This is a genomic window from Coprobacter sp. (assembly GCF_982436375.1).
The window spans coordinates 1-2953 of the sequence record NZ_CEWDCG010000278.1 but is presented as its reverse complement, the minus strand read 5'-3'; the positions used below and the strand labels follow the sequence as shown (position 1 = coordinate 2953).

At 37.5% G+C, this 2953-nt stretch carries 2 protein-coding genes; both read left to right on the top strand.

The genetic code is table 11. The features are described from left to right. Positions 1 to 1231 (top strand): RIP metalloprotease RseP (gene rseP, locus AC1WHX_RS11585; RefSeq protein WP_481229413.1); only part of this gene is annotated, 1231 nt, incomplete at its 5' end. A 14-nt stretch (positions 1232 to 1245) separates the two neighbouring features. Beyond that, a complete protein-coding gene (locus tag AC1WHX_RS11580; protein WP_022389791.1) occupies positions 1246 to 2430 on the top strand; it encodes a class I SAM-dependent rRNA methyltransferase in 1185 nt (394 codons plus the stop codon). Positions 2431 to 2953 lie beyond the last annotated feature (523 nt).

Here is a 2953-nt window from a genome sequence, read left to right as displayed (position 1 = left end):
AATCTACAAAGTAAGAGTCGAAAAATTCTATCTTTTTTTTAATCCTTGGTTCTCTCTTTTTAAATTCAAACCTAAAAACAGTGAAACGGAATACGGTATCGGCTGGTTACCATTAGGAGGTTATGTGAAAATAGCCGGTATGATAGACGAGTCTATGGACAAAGAACAACTGGCTCAGCCCGAACAAGAATGGGAATTCAGATCTAAACCCGCCGGGCAACGGCTGATGATCATGATCGCCGGGGTACTGTTCAACTTTATTCTGGCTCTTTTTATCTATTCTATGATAACCTTTACTTGGGGGGAATCTTATCTGCCTTTAAAAAACGCTAAAGCCGGATTATCATTCAGCGAAACAGCACATAAAGCCGGATTTGAAGATGGAGATATCCCCATAAAAGCCGATGGAAAAGAATTGACTACATTATCAGGCGATATGATCCGTAATATTGCTGAAGCTAAAAATGTAGAAGTCATCCGTAACGGTAAAACAGAAACAATCACCATGCCGGATGAATTTATGTTAAAATTAATCGGGGCAAACGAAAAATTCGCTTCGTTCCGAAATCCTGTAGTAGTTAAAGAAGCAATAAAAGGGAACGGAGCAATCGAAGCCGGACTGCAAAGCGGAGACAGCCTGACTGCTATAAATGGGAAAGCTATTCCGGATATTCCGATTATGCTCGATTTATTAAATCAAAACAAAGGGAAAAACGTAAATATCACATTTTACCGAGACGGACAAGAACAAAACGCCTCTGTGGCAGTAGATAAAAACGGTAAAATAGGTATAAGCCTCACTCCTATTTACGAAATATATCCTCTTGTAACAAAACATTTTGGATTTTGGGAATCATTCCCTGTCGGCATATCTAAAGGATTCTCTACTCTAAAAAGTTATGTAAGTGATCTCAAATATATTTTTACTAAAGAAGGGGCAAATAGTTTAGGCGGATTCGGAACAATCGGAAGCATATTTCCCCCTGTATGGAATTGGCAGGCATTCTGGGAAATGACAGCATTTCTCTCTATAATCCTTGCATTCATGAACATACTTCCGATTCCGGCTCTTGACGGAGGACATGTATTATTTTTATTATACGAAGTTATTGCCCGTCGAAAACCGAATGAAAAATTTATGGAGTATGCACAAATCACAGGTATGGCACTGTTGTTCGGTTTATTGATATATGCTAACGGAAATGACTTATTCCGATTTATTTTTAAATAACCTTACATACAAAAATGAATTATACCAAAGTCATATTAAAGCCAGGAAAAGAAGAGTCTCTTAAACGCTTTCATCCATGGGTATTCTCCGGAGCAATCCATCATTTTGAAAAACAACCGGAAGAGGGTGATATTATCGAAGTTACAGATTATAAAGGGAACTTCATTGCTATAGGACACTACCAAATCGGCAGTATAGCGGTAAGAATACTCTCTTTCGAACAAGAAATTATCGATAAAGAGTTTTTTAAGAAACGGTTACAAGTTGCTTATAATCTGCGGAACAGCATCGGACTCAATCGGGGAGAACAAAATAATACATATCGTCTTGTACATGGAGAAGGAGATCTTCTTCCCGGTCTAATCATAGATATTTATGACAAAACCGCCGTAATGCAAGCACACGATCCCGGTATGCATTTTGCCCGACATATTCTTGCCGAAGCATTAACCGATGTAATGGGTGAACAAATAAAAAATGTATATTACAAATCAGAAACCACACTCCCTTACAAAGCGCAACTCGACCCGGAAAATGAATATTTGATCGGAGGCGATGCCGGGAATATAGCAATAGAAAACGGATTAAAATTTCATGTAGACTGGTTAAAAGGACAAAAAACCGGTTTCTTTGTCGATCAACGGGAAAACCGATCATTACTCGAACATTATTCTAAAGATCGTTCGGTATTGAACATGTTCTGTTATACTGGAGGATTCTCATTCTATGCCATGCGAGGCGGAGCTAAACTTGTTCACTCGGTCGATAGTTCTGCCAAAGCGATAGACCTGACTTGTAAAAATGTAGAGCTGAATTTTCCCGGAGACAGACGGCACGAAGCTTTCGCAGAAGATGCATTCAAATATCTCGACAGAATGGGAGATCAGTATGATCTGATCATTCTCGATCCTCCGGCTTTTGCCAAACATAAAAATGTTTTGCACAACGCTTTGCAAGGATACCGAAAACTTAATGCAAAAGCTTTTGAAAAAATAAAACCGGGGGGCATTCTTTTCACATTCTCCTGTTCGCAAGTCGTTACTAAAGAAAATTTCCGGTTAGCTGTATTCAGTGCAGCAGCTCAATCTAAAAGACGTGTACGAATACTGCATCAATTGACTCAGCCAGCAGACCATCCAGTAAATATTTATCACCCCGAAGGCGAATATTTAAAAGGGTTAGTCCTATATGTAGAATAAATTGCATCAATTCTTTAGAAACTGTCTAAAAATATTCGAATAAATAAAAGGTGTACACCTGTCGTGTACACCTTTTACTATTATACCCACTTCATACTTCAAAAGATTTATCAAACAATAATCTTTATAAATCAAAAAATAAGCGTATCCAATACACTAATATCAAAAAACATGTTAAATAGCATACAAAATTTTGTACGATCCCTTGCCGTATTAAATATTATCACTACATTTGTAATGTGTTTTTCATGGTATTAGATTTAAGGTTAACGAAGATTGGTTGTCGAGATGACAACCTTTTCTTTTTATATATATGCCACAAATTTTGAAAACAGCTTATAATGCTAACCCCAAAAAAAACAAAACGGTTACAAGATAATCCTCGCAACCGTTTTTCAGTATATAAACTATATTGTCAATTATCTCGACACTCTACCCGAAGCATCACCGCTCATCAGTTTCTCGACCTCTTCTACCGTTACCAAATTGAAGTCTCCGTAAATGGTATGTTTCAGACATGATG

Bases quoted from the DNA above. Each gene is read 5' to 3' on its own strand.
- AC1WHX_RS11580 (WP_022389791.1), top strand. From the start codon at position 1,246: ATGAATTATACCAAAGTCATATTAAAGCCAGGAAAAGAAGAGTCTCTT.